At 62.9% G+C, this 15,770-nt stretch carries 13 protein-coding genes; 7 read left to right on the forward strand and 6 right to left on the reverse strand.

Annotation, left to right across the window (positions count from 1 at the left end):
- Position 1: 1 nt before the first annotated feature.
- The 6 genes from JV201_RS11185 to JV201_RS11210 form a co-directional block, all read right to left on the reverse strand.
- The gene (locus tag JV201_RS11185) at positions 2 to 1,354 is read right to left on the reverse strand and encodes a citrate-proton symporter (protein WP_257903311.1); all 1,353 of its coding nucleotides are present in this window, start codon (positions 1,352 to 1,354) and stop codon (positions 2 to 4) included.
- 95 nt (positions 1,355 to 1,449) lie between these two features.
- Positions 1,450 to 2,838: an amidase gene (locus JV201_RS11190; protein ID WP_219406908.1), complete on the reverse strand. Its 1,389-nt coding sequence runs from the start codon at positions 2,836 to 2,838 to the stop codon at positions 1,450 to 1,452.
- A 161-nt stretch (positions 2,839 to 2,999) separates the two neighbouring features.
- Positions 3,000 to 3,806: a hypothetical protein gene (locus tag JV201_RS11195; protein ID WP_134326237.1), complete on the reverse strand. Its 807-nt coding sequence runs from the start codon at positions 3,804 to 3,806 to the stop codon at positions 3,000 to 3,002.
- Positions 3,794 to 4,000, reverse strand: coding sequence for a hypothetical protein (locus JV201_RS11200; RefSeq protein WP_063028939.1), 207 nt, complete (start codon positions 3,998 to 4,000; stop codon positions 3,794 to 3,796). The genes JV201_RS11195 and JV201_RS11200 overlap by 13 nt, the downstream gene beginning before the upstream one ends.
- A 121-nt stretch (positions 4,001 to 4,121) precedes the next feature.
- The gene (locus JV201_RS11205) at positions 4,122 to 4,700 is read right to left on the reverse strand and encodes a helix-turn-helix domain-containing protein (protein WP_238544244.1); all 579 of its coding nucleotides are present in this window, start codon (positions 4,698 to 4,700) and stop codon (positions 4,122 to 4,124) included.
- Entirely contained in the window at positions 4,688 to 6,643 is a 1,956-nt protein-coding gene (locus JV201_RS11210; protein ID WP_219406909.1) for an FAD-dependent oxidoreductase, read from the reverse strand. Before JV201_RS11210 ends, JV201_RS11205 begins: the two co-directional genes overlap by 13 nt.
- Positions 6,644 to 6,774: 131 nt before the next feature.
- Between JV201_RS11210 and JV201_RS11215 the strand changes: the two genes are divergently transcribed.
- The 7 genes from JV201_RS11215 to JV201_RS11245 all read left to right on the forward strand — a co-directional run bounded on the left by JV201_RS11215 (position 6,775) and on the right by JV201_RS11245 (position 15,700).
- Positions 6,775 to 7,533, forward strand: a complete 759-nt coding sequence (locus JV201_RS11215) for a class II aldolase/adducin family protein (RefSeq protein WP_177022036.1) — start codon at positions 6,775 to 6,777, stop codon at positions 7,531 to 7,533.
- Between the two features lie 41 nt (positions 7,534 to 7,574).
- Positions 7,575 to 8,213 carry a TetR family transcriptional regulator C-terminal domain-containing protein gene (locus JV201_RS11220; protein ID WP_219406910.1) on the forward strand — a complete coding sequence of 213 codons (639 nt, stop codon included), beginning with the start codon at positions 7,575 to 7,577 and terminating at the stop codon, positions 8,211 to 8,213.
- 154 nt (positions 8,214 to 8,367) lie between these two features.
- Positions 8,368 to 9,159, forward strand: coding sequence for an enoyl-CoA hydratase/isomerase family protein (locus tag JV201_RS11225; RefSeq protein ID WP_023658721.1), 792 nt, complete (start codon positions 8,368 to 8,370; stop codon positions 9,157 to 9,159).
- A gap of 41 nt (positions 9,160 to 9,200) precedes the next feature.
- On the forward strand, positions 9,201 to 10,361 hold the full coding sequence (locus tag JV201_RS11230) for an acyl-CoA dehydrogenase family protein (RefSeq protein WP_219406911.1): 1,161 nt from the start codon (positions 9,201 to 9,203) through the stop codon (positions 10,359 to 10,361).
- A gap of 18 nt (positions 10,362 to 10,379) precedes the next feature.
- Positions 10,380 to 12,479 carry an acetate--CoA ligase family protein gene (locus tag JV201_RS11235; protein ID WP_134326240.1) on the forward strand — a complete coding sequence of 700 codons (2,100 nt, stop codon included), beginning with the start codon at positions 10,380 to 10,382 and terminating at the stop codon, positions 12,477 to 12,479.
- 11 nt (positions 12,480 to 12,490) lie between these two features.
- A complete protein-coding gene (locus tag JV201_RS11240; protein WP_219406912.1) occupies positions 12,491 to 14,101 on the forward strand; it encodes a 5-guanidino-2-oxopentanoate decarboxylase in 1,611 nt (536 codons plus the stop codon).
- 12 nt (positions 14,102 to 14,113) lie between these two features.
- Entirely contained in the window at positions 14,114 to 15,700 is a 1,587-nt protein-coding gene (locus JV201_RS11245) for an ABC transporter substrate-binding protein (RefSeq protein WP_003208952.1), read from the forward strand.
- The last annotated feature ends 70 nt before the right edge of the window (positions 15,701 to 15,770 follow it).

Below are 15,770 nucleotides of genomic sequence, written 5' to 3' on the forward strand. Positions count from 1 at the left end.
TTCAGCGAACCGAAGCTTCTGCGAGCCGGGTTTCGCGGGCCGGGCTGCCGGGCAGCGGCGGACGGGTTTCCTTGGCGAACCAGGCGGCGGTGAGGCACACCAGGTTGGCGATCAGCAGGTACCAGACCGGCGACATCGGGTCGCCGGTGGTGCCGATCAACCAGGTGATGATGATCTGCGCGGTGCCGCCGAACGCCGCCACACCGAAGGCGTAGACGATGGAGAAACCGGTGGAGCGCACGGATTTCGGGAAGCTTTCCACCAGCAACACGATCAGCGCCGCGCCACTCATGCCGTGCAGGCCCGAGAGTACCGCCAGGGTCAACAGGAAGGTCGCCGGGCTTGGGTGCTCGGTCATCATTTGCAGGGCCGGGAACAAAATCAACAGCAACACCACCCGCGGTGTCATCAGGATCGTACGGCGCCCGAAGCGGTCGCAGAGCATGCCGCCAGCCACCGCGCACACGGCCATCGCGGCGCCGGCCACCAGGGTCGAGAGCATCGAAATGCTGGTGGGAAGCTTCAGTTCGGTGAGGGCGAAGGTGGTCATGTAGTTGAGGAAGTACTGGGTGATGGTGCTGCCGGAAAGGATCAGCAACCCCAGCACCAGTGCGCGCCGGTGCTTGCCGCAGACTTCCCGCACCAGGTCGCCGGTGCTGGTTTGCTCGCCGTGGCCGTGGAAGGTTTCGGCGAGGTTGCGGCGGATGTAGATGCCGATCGGCAACACCAGCAGGCCGAACACGAACGGCACGCGCCAGCCCCAGCTGTTGAGGTCTTCCGGGGACATGACCTTGGTCAGGGTGAACCCTACCAGCCCGGCCACCATGGCTGCGACGCCCTGGGCGACTACTTGCCAGCAGGCGTAGGTCCCGCGTTTGTGGGGTGGCGCCGCTTCGAGGATGTAGGTGGTGGCGGGGCCGGCTTCACCGCCCCAGGCCAGGCCCTGGATCATGCGGGTGAGTACCAGCAGGATCGGCGCCGCGATACCGATGGTCTCGTAACCGGGCAATATCGCGATGCTGCCGGTGCCCACGGCCATCATTACCAGGGTCAACAGCATCGCCGGTTTGCGCCCGACGCGGTCGGCGTAGGCGCCGATCAGTACTGCGCCCAGGGGCCGGACGATAAAGCCGATACCGAACGCCGTGACCGACAGCATCAGGCTGACGAAGGCGCTGTCGGACGGGAAGAACGTGTGGCCGATCATCACCGCAAAGGTTGCGTACACACCAAAGTCGAAAAACTCCACGGCGTTGCCCAGGACCACGGCGAAGATGCTCTTTTTGCCGGCGTCCGGGGACGGTGTTTCGGGTGCGTGATCAGGATCGGATCGTGTCAATTGCTCAGTGTGCATACCAGCCCCTCGATTTTAGTTATAGGTCGTCCGAGCTCCAGGCCAAGAGGGCCCGGAGCTGGCGTGTGGGTGGGCAGTTCTTACAGCGTCAAAAGTCAGGAAGGATTCGGCCAGTGGTGGATTGCGCCACGCCAGCTCTCGTAGGTTTTAGCGATTTGCAGCAGCCATTGATCGGCAAAACGCGGGGCGATCATCTGCAGGCCGATGGGCATGCCATCGGCGGCGAAACCGCAGTTGATCGACAACGCCGGTTGCTCGCCCATGTTCCACGGCACCGTGAACACGATGTGTTCGAACGGCAGTTGCGGGTTGTTGCTCGGTGATGGCCACTCGGCCGGGAAGGCATTGACCTGGTTGGTGGGGGACAGCACCAGGTCGAGTTCGGTGAACACCTGCGCGGCGCGGCGGCGCATTTCAAAGGTCTGGTTGAAACCCTTTACGGCTTGTACGCCGCTGATCTCGGCGCCCGGCGCGGCCCAGTCGCGGATGTACGGCAAGACCTTGTCGAACTGCTCGCTGCTCAGGGCCGACAAATCGCCCCACTGGCGGGCGCGCCAGAAATGGTCGAGGCCATCGAGTTGTGCGCGGTCCATGATTGGCGGGATCAGCATGACCTTGGCGCCGTGGGCTTCGAACAGCCGCGCGGCTTGCTCCACGGCTTCACAGACGAAGCCTTCAGGCTGCATGCCTGCGCCGGGTTCAAGCATCAGGCCGACGCGCAGGCCCATGACCGACAGCGGCTGGTTACTCCACTGGGTGGTGAGCGGCGGAAGGCTGGTGGCATCGCGGGCATCGGGGCGGGCCAGGTGTTGCATCAACAGCACGCAATCATCGACGGTGCGGGTCATGGGCCCGGCGGCGCGGCCGGTGTAGTACGGGTCGATGGGGATGCGCCCCAGGGTCGGCTTGAATCCCACCAAGCCGCACCAGGCGGCGGGCAGGCGCACCGAGCCACCGATGTCGGTGCCCACGTGCAGCGGGCCGTAACCGGCGGCGGCCGCTGCGGCGGCACCGGAGCTGGAACCGCCGGTGTTGTTGGCGGTGTTCCACGGGTTGCGGGTGATGCCGTGGAAGCTCGACAGGCCGGAAGACAGCATGCCGAAGTCCGGGTTGGTGGTCTTGGCCAGGATTATCGCGCCCGCTTCACGCATGCGGGCTGCGGGCGGTGCGTCCCTGAGGGCCGGGGTCAGGCGGGTAGCCGCGCTGCCGAGGGGAATGGGCACGCCTTCGGTGGCGATCAATTCCTTGAGAGTCACCGGTACGCCATCAAGGGCGCCGTTGGGTTGGCCCTTGTTCCAGCGTTCGGTGGAGGCCTGGGCCTGCTGACGCACCTGTTGCGGGTCGAAGGCATAGAGCGCGTTGATCTGCGGCTCCCAGCGGTCGATGTGGGCCAGGAGTTGGTCGTAGTAGTCGATGGGCGCGAGTTGCCGGCTGGCAAATTGCGCCAGCAGTTCGGCGGCCGTAAGGGTATGCAGGTCAGTCATCGAACGCTTCCTTGTGATGGGCCGGCTGGCTCATGGCGGGTTGCAGTAGGAACGACTATATAAACCCCGGTGTGACGCGGCCATCACAATCGATGCAGTTCAGTGTTGCGTTTTTGTGTGCACTGAACCCCGAGGCGCAGCCCCTGGATTATTTCAAAACCTCAGGCGCAGGCGCTTGAGGCTTTTGTCGTACGGATGGAGCGGTGATTGAAGAACGGCTCCTGTCGAGGTGGGTGGTTCGTTCGAGCGTGTGAAGTGTTCCAGGTGGTGAAGTCGAAGCGAGTGACGGAGACTACGTTTTCCTGGATGAGCATGATGGGGGCAGGGTGGCTGTTGTCTGAATAACGCGTGCCCAGGTTGACTTCCAGTGTGTCCTTGTCACGGTAGCCGCTGAGCAGGGGCAGAAGAGTGAAGGTGTGGTCCATTCCTTCTGACTCGGTGGGCATGCCCACGAATACGACAATGCCGACATACACCTTTCGATCGTTCAAGCTGAACATGCAAGGCGTGTACTTCTGGATGGATTCTTTGAGCAGGTATTTGAAAGGCGTGCCTTCAAGGATGTTCAAGGCGAGCCGGCAGTTGAGTTGTTCATCGGATTTCAACTTCAGCTGTTTTTTCTTCGCGTTGACATACAGTCTCGCCCAGAGAGAAGGAATGACCAGGGTGGTCAAACCGGTCTGCAGCCAAAAAACCCAAAGTGCGGCATTCTTTTTGTTGGCAATATCGAGCTCTACCAACAGGGCGCCAAGATAGCTGCCGTAGTCTGTTGCAACCTCACGACCTGCAAATGCCAGAGTCAAGGCACTTGCCAGGCTAGCGACGACCAGGCAAACCAGCCCCAGTCGCGCAACCTGTAGATAGAGTAACTGCCCTTCAAAACGATGCAGCCGGCAGTAGTAATAGGGATGCTTGATACACACCAGATAACCGCTGACCAGTAACGGGAAAATGATCAGCAGGCCCATGAATCATTGGCCTCCATTTTGCGGACTTGGCGAATTGCTTCCTTGTAGGCCTCGGATTCCATGACTTCTTCGGCGGAGACTGAAATACCCCATTCTCCCTCAATCCTCATGGTTCTTTTTGACTTGATGGCTTCCACCGTATCCAAGTCATCCTGAGTCGGCTTACCGGCAAACAACGAATACAATCCAAACATGGCGACGACCTCGAAAAGATGTAGTCGTTTTTATAGCAAGCGGCCTTGACCCCCGCCATTGATGGCCGGCGTGCCAGCGTCGCCAGTTCCCGTAGGAAAGGTCTCCATTCACTCCAACGGTCTAAAACGTCGGCGGCGTAATTACCCAGATCACCACCGCATCCACCTTTCCGGGGTTGCCATACCGATGGGGCTCACTGCTGGGGAAGCTGAAACTGTCGCCTTCAACCAGCTGAAAATGCCGCTCGCCCACCCATAACTCAAACGTTCCGCTCAACACATAACCCGCCTCTTCACCCTCATGGCTATAGCTCTGCTGGCTATAGGTGCCCGGTGGAAAGCGCGAGTGCAGCATCTCCAATTGATGATTGGGCAGGGGCGTCAGCAACTGGTCGACGATCCCGTCCTCATAGTGAATGCTCTGGCGATTGTTCCTGCGCACCACAAAACCTTCATCCTCCGCTGCCGGCGTGGTCTCGCTGGCAAAAAACCACTGGATCGTCACCCCCAGGCTGCGGGCGATGTTGAACAGGGCCGGGATCGACGGGTAGGCGAGGTTGCGTTCCAGTTGGCTGATATAGCCGGCCGTCAATTCGCTCATCTGCGCCAATTCGGTAAGCGTCATGCCCCGGGCCTTGCGCAAGCCGCGGATGCGGGTGCCGAGAAACAGCTGTGGCGGTTGGTCGTTCAAATGTCCCACGCTACTTTCAATCCTTCATAAATCGCCTCTTCGGCGGTACGCGGCGCCAGGCAATCGCCGATCCGCGTGAACGCCACCAGGCCTTCCAGTTCTGCGCCCAGAGTGTCCACCGGCTGGTGGCCCTGGCACAACACCAGGGTGTCGATATTTTCCAGCAGCATCGGCTCGCCGCTGGCGGTGTGTTGCAGGTAGACGGTAGTGTCGTCGCAGCCGTACAAACGGGCGTAAGGGATGATCGGAATGCCCAGCCGATGCAGTTCGCCGGCCAGTTGGTCACGCACGTACAACGGCAGGTTTTCCCCGCAATGGGTGCCGTTCACCGCCAGTTGCACCTGATGGCCGGCGCGGGTGAGGCGCTCGGCAATGCCCGGGCCGATCCAGTCGCAACGCCAGTCCACCACGACCACCGAACGGCCCAGTTGCACCTCATCGCGCAGCACTTGCCAGGCATCCACCACCTGTAGCTCGCCGCCGCGTTCGAAGGCCGGCCAGTAGGGCTCGGCGCCGGTGGCGATGATCACCCTGTCAGGTTGTTCGCGTTCCACCAATGGGCGGTCGACGCGGGTGTTGCGCACCACGCGGACCCCGGCCAGTTCCATCTCGCGCTGCAGGTTGGTACTGGCGCCGCCGAACTCGCTGCGTCGGGGCAGTAACTGCGCCAGAAGCACCTGGCCGCCCAATTGGGCACTGGCTTCATACAAGGTCACCTCATGTCCGCGCTGCGCCGCCACCGCTGCCGCTTTCATCCCTGCCGGGCCGCCACCGGCGACCATGATCCGCTGGCGTCGCAGTGCCGGTTGCAGTTGGCCAAACTGCAATTCGCGGCCGGTCTCGGGATGCTGGATGCAGGAGATCGGCAGGCCTTTGTGGAAGTGGCCGATGCACGCCTGATTGCAGGCGATGCAGGCGCGTACATCCTCGGCATGGCCGCTTGAGGTCTTGACCGGCATGCGCGGGTCGCAGATCAGCGCGCGGGTCATGCCGCACACATCGGCCTGGCCGCGTTGCAGCATCAATTCGGCCTCCTGGGGCTGGTTGATGCGCCCGGTAACGAACAGCGGAATCGACAGGTGCGTCTTGAACGTCGCCGCTTCTGTCGCCAGGTACGCCGGGGCAATGGCCATGGGCGGCACGATATGGATCGCGCCGCCGAGGGAGGCCGAGGTGCCGGCAACGATGTGCACATAATCCAGGTGTGATTGCAGCTGTTGCACGGCGGCCAGGGAATCCTCTTCGGTCAGGCCTTCGGGGTCGCGTTCATCGGCAGAAATGCGCAGCCCGATGATGAAGTGCTCGTCGGTTTCGGCACGCACCGTGGCGATGATTTCCCGCAGGAAACGCAGGCGTTGTTCCAGCTCGCCGTTGTAGCCGTCGGTGCGGCGATTCACCCGCGGGTTGAGAAATTGCGCGGGCAGGTAACCATGGCTGGCGACCACTTCCACACCGTCAATCCCGGCCTGATACAGGCGCCTTGCCGCAGCGCCGTAGCCGGCGACGATCTCGTCGATCATTGTCTGGTCAAGGGCGCGCGGCATCACCCGGAAGCGTTCGTTGGGCACCCCGGAAGCCGAGTAAGCCACCGCCAGCAAACCGTCGGCCGACTCCATGATTTCCCGCCCTGGATGGAAAATCTGCGACAGCACCACGGTGCCGTGGGCGTGGCAGGTTTCGGCCAGTCGGCGATAGCCGTCGATGCAGCTGTCATCGGTGGCCATCAGCACATGGGAGGTGTAGCGGGCGCTGTCGTGCACCCCGGCCACCTGCAACACAATCAACCCCACGCCGCCTTCGGCGCGTGCCCGGTGGTAGGCGATCAACTGCTCGTTGACCTGGTTGTCGGTGGGCATCGAGGTGTCGTGCCCGCTGGACATGATGCGATTTTTCAGGCGTTTGCCACGCAGTACCAACGGTTCAAAAAGATGCGGAAAGGCATGGGGCGACATGGTGCGGATACTCCAGGCGCTGTTGTTATTATTTTTCTATAGGAGGTCAGCCTCAGTAAAAAATCAACTTGTTTTTTTACTGGCGACTGGATTAGCGTCAACCACATCACCCACCCGCCTGGAGAATAAAAATGCCTGGGGCCACCGAACGACAGCTGCGCGAAGAGCTTGCCGCCTGCTACCGGCTGATCGCGCACTTTCGCATGAGCGATTTGATTTTCACCCATATCTCGGTGCGTATCCCGGGGCCCGAGCATCACTTTTTGATCAACCCCTATGGGCTGATGTTCGAGGAGATCACCGCCTCCAGCCTGGTGAAGATCGGCCTGGACGGACGTGCGGTCGAGGCTTCGGCCCATGGTGTCAACCCGGCGGGGTTTGTGATTCACAGCGCGATTCACGGCGCCCGCGAAGATGCGCAGTGCGTGCTGCACACCCATACCCGCGCCGGCTGTGCGGTGGCGGCCCTGGAATGCGGGCTGTTGCCGGTGAACCAGATTTCCATGGAGTTCTACGGCAAGGTCGCCTACCACGACTACGAAGGCGTGGCGCTGGACATGGACGAGCAACAGCGACTGGTGCGCGACCTCGGCGACAAGCCGGTGTTGATGCTGCGCAACCATGGTTTGTTGACGGTAGGGGAGACGGTCAGCCAGGCGTTCCTGCGCATGTATTACCTGGAGAAGGCCTGCGATATCCAGATCGCCGCCCAGGCGTGCGGCAAGCTGATCCTGCCGCCTGCGCACGTGTGTGAGTACACCGAGCGGCAGTTCAATGAGCCAGGCCGGCCACTGGAAGAGGGCGAACTGGCAGACCCGGACGCCATGCAACTGGCATGGGCGGCATTGCTGCGGTTACTGGATCGGGTGTCGCCGGGGTTCCGGGAGTGAGGTAGAGTCGTCCAGCCGACTCAACCCAAGGACACCGCCTCATGACCCAGGAATCCCGTTTCTCCCGCATGGAACCGGAGTTGCGCAAGGCCAATCTGGTGCAGGCGACGTTGGCCTGCCTCAAGCGCGACGGCTTCCAGGGCGCGTCGATCCGCAAGATCAGCGCCGAGGCCGGGGTGTCGGTGGGGCTGATCAGTCATCACTACTCGGGCAAGGATGAGCTAGTGGCCGAGGCCTATCGGTCAATCACCCGGCAGGTCATGGACTTGCTGCGGGATGCGATGGCCAAGGCGCCGCCCAGCCCGCGGGAGCGGCTGTCGGCGTTCTTTCGCGGCTCGTTCTCCCCCGAATTGCTCGACCCGCAACTGCTGGATGCCTGGCTGGTGTTCTGGGGGGCGGTCAAGACGGCCCCGGCGATCAACCAGGCCCACGAACACTCCTATGGCGAGTACCGCACCATCATGCGTTCGGCCTTGGTGGACATGGCCGGGGAGGAGGGCTGGAAGCAGTTCGATGCCGATTTGGCGGCCATCGCCTTGAGCGCCTTGCTCGACGGCTTGTGGCTGGAATCGGGGCTCAATCCCGGCACCTTCACCCCGGAGCAGGGCATCCAGATCTGCGAAGCCTGGGTCGATGGCTTGCAGTCGGGCGGGCGCAAGCGCTTCCAGATCACACCCTGAACTGACGATTCCGCGCCGCCTGGACGCAATGTCCGGGCCGGCATTTTCCCCTCGAAAAATATTTGCAGTTACCCGATTGCCTCCTTACTGAACACTCGTTTAGTATCGCCCCATGTCGCACCCCTCAAGCCAATTAAAATAATTCGAGGATTCCATGACTACAGATCCGTCCGTGCTCACTCAGGTGCAGGCAGGCGTTGCCTGGATCACCCTCAATCGCGGCCCCCAGCGCAATGCCCTGGACATCCCGACCCTCAAGCACCTGCATGCCTTGCTGGACGGTTTCAACCGCGACCCGGCTGTGCGCGTGGTGGTACTGACCGGCAGCGGTCGCAGCTTCTGCGCCGGTGCCGACCTTGCCGAATGGGCCGATGCCGAAGCCCGTGGCGCCCTCGAAACCTACGGCTGGACCGAAACCGCCCACGCCCTGATGACCCGCCTGCACACCCTCGACAAACCTACCCTCGCCGCCATCAACGGCACGGCGGTCGGTGCCGGCATGGACCTCACCCTGTGCTGCGACCTGCGCGTCGCCGCGCAATCGGCACGCTTCAAGGCCGGCTACACCAGCATGGCCTACTCGCCGGACGCCGGCGCCAGCTGGCATCTGCCGCGCCTGATCGGCAGCGAGCAAGCCAAGCGCCTGCTGTTCCTCGATGAATTGTGGAGCGCCGACCGCGCCCTGGCCGCCGGGCTGGTGGGCGAAGTCGTTGCCGACGAGCAACTGCATACCCACGTCGCCGAGCTGGCCACGCGCCTGGCCAACGGCCCGACCTTTGCGTTTGCCCAGACCAAAACCCTCATCCGCGAAGGCGCCGGGCGCAGCCTGCCCGAGCAGCTCCAGGCGGAACTCGCCGCCGGCCTGCTGTGTGGACGCAGCGCCGACGGTGCTGAAGCCCTGCGCGCCTCGATGGAAAAGCGCCCACCGAACTTCTCCGGCAACTGATTCCCCTTCAAAACACCCTCGAACGATCGACAGGTAGCGCCATGAATTTCCAGCCCAGCCAAGAACAAGACATGTTGGTGGACGCGGTACGCAGTTTTGTTGCCAAGGAGTTGTTGCCCCACGAGGAGGCGGTGGACCGCGCCGATGAAGTTTCGCCGGAGCTTGCCGCGCAGATTCGTGACAAGGCCATCGCTGCCGGTTTCTATGCCTTCAACATGCCGGAAGACGTCGGCGGTGGCGGCCTGGATTACCTGTCACAGGCGTTGATCGAGCGTGAGTTGTCGAAAGTCTCCTGGGCGCTGCATGTGTTTGTCGCCCGGCCGTCGAAAATCCTCATGGCCTGCACCGGCGCGCAGATTGGCGAGTACCTGTTGCCGTGCGTGCAGGGCAAGAAGATCGACTGCTTTGCCCTGACCGAACCGGGTGCCGGTTCCGACGCCAATGCGATCAAGACCCGCGCCGTGCGCAGCGGTAATGACTTTGTGCTCAACGGCAGCAAGCACTTCATCAGCCACGCCGGCCACGCGGATTTCGCCATCGTGTTTGCCGTTACCGACACCTACGAACACAACGGTCGCCAACGCAATGCCGTGACCTCGTTCCTGGTGGACCGTGGCACGCCGGGCATGACCATTCGCCGGGGCCCCAAGTGCGTCAGCAACCGCGGCTACCACACTTATGAAATGTTCTTCGACGACTGCCGCGTACCAGCCTCCAAAGTCCTCGGCGAAGTTGGCAAAGGTTGGGAAGTCGCCAATGCCTGGCTGACCGCAGGCCGGGTGATGGTGGCTGCCAACTGCGTCGGCCAGGCCCAGCGTGCGCTGGACGTTTCCCTGCAATGGGCGGCCGACCGCAAGCAGTTCGGCCAGCCCATCGGCACCTACCAAGGCATCTCGTTCAAGCTCGCCGACATGGCCACGCAAATCCGTGCGGCCGAACTGCTGACCCTGAACACCGCCTGGAAAATGGACCAGGGCACCATGACCGACGGCGAGGCCGGCATGGCCAAGTTGTTTGCCAGCGAAGTACTGGGCAAGGTTGCCGATGAAGCAGTGCAGATCTATGGCGGCATGGGTTTGATGGACGAAGGCCCGGTGGAGCGCATCTGGCGCAACGCGCGGATCGAGCGGATCTGGGAAGGCACTTCGGAAATCCAGCGCCACATTATTGCCCGCGAACTGTTGCGGCCACTGTTGCGTTGATCGGGTCGGAGAACGCTTATGTCCCAGGCTATTCGCGACAATCTCAAGCGCCTGCTGGCGCCCCGTCACCTGGCGTTTGTCGGTGGGCGCAGCATGGCCCGTGCCCTCAAGCGCTGCGCCGAGGGTGGTTTTGCCGGCCAGATGTGGCTGGTCAACCCGCAACATGACAGCCTCGATGGCGTTCCCTGCGTGCGTCGCGTGGCCGATTTGCCGTGCGGTCCGGATGCGGTGTTTATCGCTACCAATCGCGAGCTGACCCTGACCTGTGTCGCCGAACTGGCGGCCATTGGCACCGGTGGCGCCATCTGCTACGCCTCCGGGTTTGCCGAAACCGGCGCCGAGGGCCAGGCCTTGCAGCAACAACTGCTCAAGGCCGCTGGCGAGATGGCACTGCTGGGCCCCAATTGCTATGGCCTGCTGGATTACCTGCACAGCTCGGCGTTGTGGCCGGTGGCCCATGGCGGCAAGCCGGTCGAGAAGGGCGTTGCGGTGCTGACCCAGAGCGGCAACTTTGCCTACAACCTGTCCATGAGCGACCGTTCGCTGCCGGTGGCCTATATGGCATCGGTGGGCAACCAGGCGCAGTTGGGGGTTGCCGAGTTGATGGACGTGCTGCTCGACGAGCCGCGCGTTACAGCGATTGGCTTGCACCTGGAAGGCTTGAAGAATGTGCCGGGGTTCGCCCGTGCGGCCCACAAGGCCCTGGAAAAAGGCATTCCGATCATCGCCCTGAAAACCGGGGTGTCACAGATCGGCGCCGAGTTGGCTTTGAGTCATACCAGTTCGTTGTCGGGTTCCGATGCGCTGTACGACAGTCTGTTCGCGCGCCTGGGTGTGATCCGGGTCAGCGGGCCGGTGAGTTTTGTCGAGACCCTGAAAGCGGCGGCCTGCGGTAATCTGCCGGCGGGCAACAGCCTGATCGCCCTGGCCTGTTCCGGTGGTGATGCCGGGTTGATTGCCGACTACGCCGAGCGCAACGATTTGAGCCTGCCGAAGCTCGACGAAGGCCAGCGTGAAGAGTTGGCGCAGGTGCTGCCCAGCTACGCCAATCTGGTCAACCCGCTGGATTTCACCACGGCCATCTGGGGCAACAGCGACGCGCTTAATACGATGCTCGACACGGCACTGCGCACCGAAGCGGATGCGGCAATGCTGGTGCTCGACTACCCGGCGGAATTTACCGGTGAGCGCAAGGAGTGCGACCTGCTGCTGGAGCTGTTTTGCAGTGCGCTGACTCGCCACGGCAAGACTGGCTTTGTCACCTCTGCATTTCCCGAATTGCTCCCGGCCCACGCTCGCGAGCGTCTGCATGCCCAGGGCGTTGCCGCGTTGCAAGGCGTGGAAGATGCGCTGGCGGCCTGGGGCCGGATTGCCGACTATCAAAACAATCGCCGGGCGTTGTTGGCGCGGGGTGAGTCGATACTGGTGCCGCTGTGCCCGCAAGCGCTTGAGCAACACGGACAGTCGCTTGATGAGTGGGATTCCAAGCAGGCTTTACGGGCTTTCGGCCTGACCACGCCAGCCGGTGTCTTGAGCACTCCCGAGCGGGCCATAGCCGATGCCAAAGTGCTGGGTTACCCGCTGGTACTCAAGGCCGTCAGTGCCGACTTGCCGCATAAAACCGAAGCCGGCGCCGTGGCGCTCAACCTGCAGGACGGCTTCGCCTTGACTGCTGCCCTGGCTCATATGCGCGAGCAAATCGCCGCTTATGCGCCGGATGTGCCGTTCGATCAGCTGCTGCTGGAGTCCATGGCTACGCCGCCGCTGGCCGAGCTGATTGTGGGCATCAAGCGCGAAAACGACTTCGGCCTGGCGCTGGTGATCGGCGCTGGTGGAATCCTTGTGGAGTTGCTCAAGGACAGCCGCAGCCTGCTGTTGCCGACCACCGACGACGCAATCCGCAACGCCTTGCTCAGCCTGCGCAGCGCCGCATTGCTGCAAGGCTTTCGCGGACGCGAAGTGGCCGACATGGAAGCCCTGGTGGCGGCGATTCGTGCGGTGGCCGACTATGCCTGCGCCAACGCCGGGCAGTTGCTGGAACTCGATGTAAACCCATTGCTGGTCAATGCCCGGGGCGCCACGGCGGTCGATGCATTGATCCGTCTCGCCCAGGCGTGAAGGAGATGACAATGCAAAGCAAAACCTTGACGGGCGGCCAGGCCCTGGTGCGATTGCTGGCCAACTATGGTGTCGACACGGTGTTCGGGATTCCCGGCGTGCACACGCTGGAGCTGTATCGCGGCTTGCCGGGCAGCGGTATTCGGCATGTGCTGACCCGCCACGAGCAGGGCGCCGGCTTTATGGCCGACGGTTATGCGCGGGTCAGCGGTAAGCCGGGGGTGTGTTTCATCATCACCGGGCCGGGGGTGACCAACGCCGCGACGGCGATCGGCCAGGCGTATGCCGACTCGATTCCGCTGCTGGTGATTTCCAGCGTCAACCACACCGCCAGCCTCGGCAAAGGCTGGGGCTGCCTGCATGAAACCCAGGACCAGCGGGCGATGACCGCGCCCATCACTGCGTTTTCGGCAGTAGCGTTGAGTGCCGAGGATTTGCCGGAGTTGATCGCGCGGGCCTACGCGGTGTTCGACAGTGAGCGACCGCGCCCGGTGCATATTTCGGTGCCGCTGGATGTACTGTCGGCGCCGATCAAACGGGACTGGAGCAATGAGGTGGTGCGCCGTCCCGGGCGTGGCTTGCCATCGGCTGAAAGTCTTGATCAGGCAGTGGCAAAACTGGCCGCGGCCAAGCGCCCGATGATCATTGCCGGTGGCGGTGCGCTGTTGGCGGCCGATGCCTTGAAGCGCTTGAGTACGCAGTTGGCGGCGCCGTTTTTCAGCAGTGTCGCCGGCAAGGGATTGTTGCCGGTGGAGCATCCGCTGAATGCCGGTTCGACCCTGTGTGTCGAGCCCGGCTGGCAGCTCATCGCCGAGGCGGATGTGGTGTTGGCCATCGGCACCGAAATGGCCGATACCGACTTCTGGCGTGAACGCCTGCCGATTAATGGCGAGCTGCTGCGGGTGGATATCGACCCGCGCAAGTTCAACGATTTCTATCCTTGCGCCGTCGCGTTGCGCGGTGATGCCCAGCAAACGACGCTGGCTTTGCTGGAACGCTTGCCAGCCACGCCGCGCAACGCGGATGCCGCCACCGCTGCGGTCGCGACGTTACGCCAGGCAGTCAGCAGCGGCCATGGTCCGTTGCAACGCATTCACCAGGCGATTCTCGACCGCGTGGCCGCCGAGTTGCCCGCCAATGCCTTCATCAGCAGCGACATGACCCAACTGGCTTACACCGGCAACTACGCCTTTCCCAGCAACGCCACCCGCAGTTGGCTGCATCCCACCGGCTACGGCACCCTGGGCTATGGCCTGCCGGCCGGTATCGGCGCCAAGTTCGGCGCACCGCAACGGCCCGGCCTGGTGCTGGTGGGCGACGGGGGCTTTCTCTACACCGCCCAGGAACTGGCCACGGCCGTGGAAGAACTGGACAGCCCGCTGGTGGTGTTGCTCTGGAACAACGACGCCCTGGGGCAGATTCGCGACGACATGCTGAACCTGGACATCGAACCCATCGGCGTACTGCCGCGCAACCCGGACTTTGCCGCCCTGGCGCGGGCGTTCGGCTGCACGGTCAGCGAGCCACAGAACCTGGATGAGCTGCAGACGGATTTGCGTAACGGTTTCAAGCGCAACGGCGTGACCTTGATCGAGTTGAAGCATGCCTGTGTGAACCTTTAGAGGAGCAACACCATGAGCGAAAACAACAACAAAATGACTCAAGCGATGCACCGGCGGGACTTCCTCAAGCACAGCGCCGTAGCCGGTGCCGTGGCCGCCGCGTTTTCCATGGGCCTGCCGCTGCAGGCCTTTGCCGAGGAGGCCACGCCCAAGCCGGGCGGCGTGCTGCGCATGGGCCTGGCCGGCGGCAGCACCACCGACTCCCGCGACCCGGGATCCTGGGTCGACACCTTCACCTTCGTCGGCTTTTCGGCGGTGTACAACACCCTCACGGAAATCGCGGTGGACGGCAGCGCCATCCCCGAATTGGCCGAAAGCTTCGAGTCGACGCCCGACGCGCGCACCTGGACCTTCAAGCTGCGCCAGGGCGTGACCTTCCATAACGGCAAAAGCCTGACCGCTGACGACGTGGTGGCCTCGATCAACCATCACCTGTCAGCCAACTCCACCTCGGCGGCCAAGACGGTGATCGGCGATGTGGCCAGTGTCAGCGCCAAGGGCAGCGATGCGGTGGTGTTCGAATTGCACTCGGGCAATGCCGATTTCGCCTATGTGGTCGCCGATTACCACCTGGTGATCATGCCCGCCAAGGACGGCGCCGCCGACTGGCAGGCCGGGATCGGCACCAGCGGTTATCGCCTGAAAAGCTTCGAGCCGGGCGTACGCATGGACCTGGAGCGCAACCCGGATTACTGGAAGCCGGGCAGGGCACACTTCGCCAGCGCCGAGCTGTTGGCGATTGCCGACGGCGCAGCGCGGGTCAATGCACTGGTCACCGGGCAAGTCGACGTGATCAACAAGGTCGACCTGAAAACCGTAGCCCTGCTCAAGCGCAATCCCACGCTGGTCATCGAAGAAACCAAGGGCGCCCAGCACTACACCTTCCCGATGTTGTGCGACAGCAACGAGTTCAAGAACAACGACATCCGCATGGCGATGAAGCATGCGATCAACCGCGAAACCCTGCTGGCCTCGGTGCTGCATGGCTATGGCCTGGTGGGCAACGACCATCCGATCCAGCCCGGCAGCCGTTTCATCAACGCCGCCCTGGAGCAGCGCACCTACGACCCGGACAAGTCGCGATTCTACCTGCGCAAGGCCGGTGTGGAGTCGCTGAAGGTGCGCCTGCAAGCTTCCGATGCCGCCTACACCGGTGCGGTGGATGCTTCGGTGCTGTTCAAGGAGCAGGCGCGCCAGGCCGGGATTGATATCGACGTGGTGCGCGAGCCGGCGGATGGCTATTTCTCCAATATCTGGATGAAGCAGCCGTTCACCACCTCGTTCTGGTACAGCAGCCTGACTGCCGACCGCATGTTCAGCATCGGCTACGCCAAGGGCGCGGCGTGGAACGAAACCCATTGGGATAACGACCGCTTCAACCAGTTGCTCAACGCAGCGCGGGGCGAGATGAACGCGCCGCTGCGCCAGGAGATGTACAACGAAATGCAGAGCCTGTGCCGGGACGACGGCGGTGCGATTGTGCCGTTGTTCGCCAGCTCCGTGGCGGCCCGCTCGAACCGCGTCAGCCATGGACCGCTGACGGCGCCGTATGGGGAACTGGATGGGTTGCGGCTGATCGAGCGGTGGTGGCAGGCGTGAAGATTTCAGATACGCCACAAATCAAATGTGGGAGCGGGCTTGCTCGCGAATGCGGTGGGTCAGTCTCTAT

This window comes from Pseudomonas sp. Colony2, assembly GCF_019382755.1.
In the GTDB taxonomy this organism is placed as follows: Bacteria; Pseudomonadota; Gammaproteobacteria; order Pseudomonadales; family Pseudomonadaceae; genus Aquipseudomonas.

Excerpts from the sequence above, each read along its gene's own strand:
- JV201_RS11245 (WP_003208952.1), top strand. The coding sequence starts at position 14,114 with ATGAGCGAAAACAACAACAAAATGACTCAAGCGATGCACCGGCGGGAC.
- JV201_RS11230 (WP_219406911.1), top strand. The coding sequence starts at position 9,201 with ATGAATTTCCAGCCCAGCCAAGAACAAGACATGTTGGTGGACGCGGTA.
- JV201_RS11215 (WP_177022036.1), top strand. The coding sequence starts at position 6,775 with ATGCCTGGGGCCACCGAACGACAGCTGCGCGAAGAGCTTGCCGCCTGC.
- JV201_RS11200 (WP_063028939.1), bottom strand. The coding sequence starts at position 4,000 with ATGTTTGGATTGTATTCGTTGTTTGCCGGTAAGCCGACTCAGGATGAC.
- JV201_RS11190 (WP_219406908.1), bottom strand. The coding sequence starts at position 2,838 with ATGACTGACCTGCATACCCTTACGGCCGCCGAACTGCTGGCGCAATTT.
- JV201_RS11220 (WP_219406910.1), top strand. The coding sequence starts at position 7,575 with ATGACCCAGGAATCCCGTTTCTCCCGCATGGAACCGGAGTTGCGCAAG.
- JV201_RS11210 (WP_219406909.1), bottom strand. The coding sequence starts at position 6,643 with ATGTCGCCCCATGCCTTTCCGCATCTTTTTGAACCGTTGGTACTGCGT.
- JV201_RS11185 (WP_257903311.1), bottom strand. The coding sequence starts at position 1,354 with ATGCACACTGAGCAATTGACACGATCCGATCCTGATCACGCACCCGAA.
- JV201_RS11235 (WP_134326240.1), top strand. The coding sequence starts at position 10,380 with ATGTCCCAGGCTATTCGCGACAATCTCAAGCGCCTGCTGGCGCCCCGT.
- JV201_RS11240 (WP_219406912.1), top strand. The coding sequence starts at position 12,491 with ATGCAAAGCAAAACCTTGACGGGCGGCCAGGCCCTGGTGCGATTGCTG.
- JV201_RS11225 (WP_023658721.1), top strand. The coding sequence starts at position 8,368 with ATGACTACAGATCCGTCCGTGCTCACTCAGGTGCAGGCAGGCGTTGCC.
- JV201_RS11195 (WP_134326237.1), bottom strand. The coding sequence starts at position 3,806 with ATGGGCCTGCTGATCATTTTCCCGTTACTGGTCAGCGGTTATCTGGTG.